The following is a 2,752-nucleotide window of genomic DNA, read 5'->3' as shown; positions in this document are numbered from 1 at the left end:
GGTCGGCCCGCGAGAGGAAATGCGGGCGTCCGCGCTCTCCGTTAGCATCGGCCCCAGGCGCCGCTGAGAGCGCCCGGCTGCGGCGATCGAAGGAGATGGCATGGCACAGTTCGAGCCGGTGGACACGAGCGACGTCTCCACGGTGCCGGAGGCCCGTTCCGTCCCCCTCTCCGATGCGGTGGACCCCCTGGTCCTGGCGATCGACATCGGCTCGGGCTCGACCCGCTGCTGCCTCTACGACGGCTACGGCCGTCCCGTCAAGAAGCGCACGGTCAAGGCCGACCACCTCTTCACCGAGGCCGCCGACGGCACCGCCGAGATCGACGCCGACCAGGTGACCGACGAGGTGTCGGCCGTCATCACCGGCGTCGTCGCCGACCTGGCGCCGGGTGCCGTCGCGGGCGTCGTGATGGACACGTTCGCGTCGTCGCTCGTGTGCGTGGATGCCGAGGGCGACGCCCTGACGCCGTGCTTCACCTACGCGGACTCGCGCTCGGCCGCGCACCTGGCCGCGCTGCGGGAGAAGCTCGACGAGTCGGCCGTCCACCAGCGCATCGGCGCGCGGCTGCACACGAGCTATCACCCGCCGCGGCTGCTGTGGCTCCGCGACACCATGCCCGAGGTCGTCGCGAAGACGGCGAAGTACGTGTCGCTCGGCGAGTACATCTACGCCAAGCTCGCCGGCATCGAGGGCGCGGCCACGTCGACCATGGCGTGGGCCGGCATCCTGAACCGTCACACGCTCGAGCTCGACGAGGAGCTGCTCGCGGCGGTCGGCGTCACCAAGGACCAGTTCGCGCCGATCGTCGACCCGGATCAGCCGATCCGCGACGTCTCCTCCGAGGTCGCGGAGCGCTGGCCGGCCCTCGCCGGGGCGGCCTGGTTCCCCGCGATCCCTGACGGCTACGCCTCGAACATCGGCGTCGGCGCCGACACCCCGTCGGTCGCGGCGCTGTCGGCGGCGACGTCGGGCGCGATCCGCGTCATCGTCCCCGGAACCCCGGAGGTGCTGCCGCCCGGGCTGTGGGCGTACTCGGTCTCGCGCGACCAGTCGATCGTCGGCGGCGCGCTCAACGACGTCGGGCGGGTGATGGCCTGGCTGCAGGCGACACTGGCCCCCGTCACGCCGGAGGACGTCCACGACGCCCTCACCGCGGCGCCGCGCGCCGAGACCCCGCTCGTGCTGCCCTTCTTCACCGGCGAGCGCGCGACCGGGTGGGCGGGCAACGCGCGCGCCGTGTTCACGGGCGTCTCGTCGTCGACCACGGCCCTCGACCTCTGGCGCGGCGCGGCCGAGGGGGTCGCGCTCTCGTACGCGCGCGTCTTCGAGCAGCTGGTGGTCGCCAACCCGCAGCTGAAGCGGGTCATCGCGTCCGGCGGCGTGACCGGAGACGTCCCCGGCCTCATGCAGATCGTCGCGCAGGCCATCGGCTTCCCGGTGCAGGTCGTCGACGTCAAGCGCGTGACGATGCGCGGCGCCGCCGTGCTCGCGGCCTCGGTGCTGCATCCCGGCCAGCCGCCGGCTCTCATCCCCCCGACCGAGCTCACCGAGCCGAGCGCCGACCAGCAGCCGTACTACGCCGACCTGCTCGCGCGCTTCACCGCCGTGTACGACGGCGTCATCGCCCGGTAGCGCCCCGCCCCCGCGCCCGCCTCATTCCGCGAGCGCCGTCACCGGCGACACCCGGGTGGCCAGCCGGGTCGGACCCGCCGACGCGATCGCGGTCAGCGCCGCCGTCGCGGCCACGACCACGACCGTGGGCCACAGCGGCAGCTGCGGCAGCACGAACGTGCTCGTGCCGACGGCCTGGGGCGACACCGGCACCGACCCGAGGAGCGATTGGGCGCCCGCCCAGCCGTAGACCGTTCCGAGAGCGATTCCCAGCGCGGATGCCGTCACCGTCAGCTGCGCCGCCTCGACCAGGACCATCCCGCGCACCTGCGCGCGCGAGAGGCCGAGCGCGCGCAGGAGCCCCAGCTCGCGACGGCGCTGCACGATGCCGAGCGTGAGGAGGTTCACGAGCCCGACCCCCGCGATGACGGCCGAGACCGCGACGAGGCCCATCATGATCGCGGCGAACGCGTCGATCGTGACGGCCAGCTCGGGCTGGATGGCGCCGCCGGACGCGGCCGCGAGCACGGCTTTCGTCGACTCCACGGCGACGGCGAACATCATGACCAGCGTCACCCCGATCACGACGCCGATCGCCATCCGGCTGGAGCGCTCCGGATGCCGCCCGAGGCTGCCCGCCGCGAGCCGCGCCGGCGCGGACTGCCCGAACAGCGGCGCCGCGGCGCGGAGGATCGGCGGCATGACGAGGGCCGCGCCGAGCGCCAGTCCCGTGAAGGAGAGGATGCCGCCGGTGAAGGCCACGACGACGCCGAACGGCGAGACGAGCCCGAGCACGATCCCGCCGGCCAGGAGCAGCACCCCGAGCACGAGCAGCACGATCGCCAGGGCGTTGCGGCCGGTGCGCCGCGCGACGGCCTCGGGCGACGCCTCCACCGTGGCTCCGAGCGCCTGCAGCGGGGTGACGGCGAGCACGCGCCGGGAGCCCGCCCAGGCGGCCGCCCACGTCGTCAGCACGACCGCGACCGCGGGGACGACGAGTGCCGCGTGGAGCACCGAGTGGTGGAGGTCGAGGTTCAGCATCCGGTTCGACACGGCCACGCCCGCCGAGGCGATCGCGAGCCCGACGCCGAGGCCGGCGGCGGCGCCGATCGCCTCGACCGCGAGGCCCTGGCGCGCGAG

2 protein-coding genes are annotated in these 2,752 nt (G+C 74.3%); one reads left to right on the top strand and one right to left on the bottom strand.

Annotation, left to right across the window (positions count from 1 at the left end):
* The first annotated feature begins 100 nt into the window (after nucleotides 1-100).
* Nucleotides 101-1,633: a gluconokinase gene (locus WML84_RS14670; protein WP_347346876.1), complete on the top strand. Its 1,533-nt coding sequence runs from the start codon at nucleotides 101-103 to the stop codon at nucleotides 1,631-1,633.
* A gap of 21 nt (nucleotides 1,634-1,654) precedes the next feature.
* Here WML84_RS14670 and WML84_RS14665 read toward each other — a convergent pair.
* Nucleotides 1,655-2,752 (bottom strand): ABC transporter permease (locus WML84_RS14665; RefSeq protein WP_347346875.1); only part of this gene is annotated, 1,098 nt, incomplete at its 5' end.

The organism is Microbacterium sp. (assembly GCF_039812165.1).
Lineage (GTDB): Bacteria > Actinomycetota > Actinomycetes > Actinomycetales > Microbacteriaceae > Microbacterium.
Note: the sequence above shows the minus strand (reverse complement) of the source record. Positions and strands in the feature narration are given on the sequence as shown.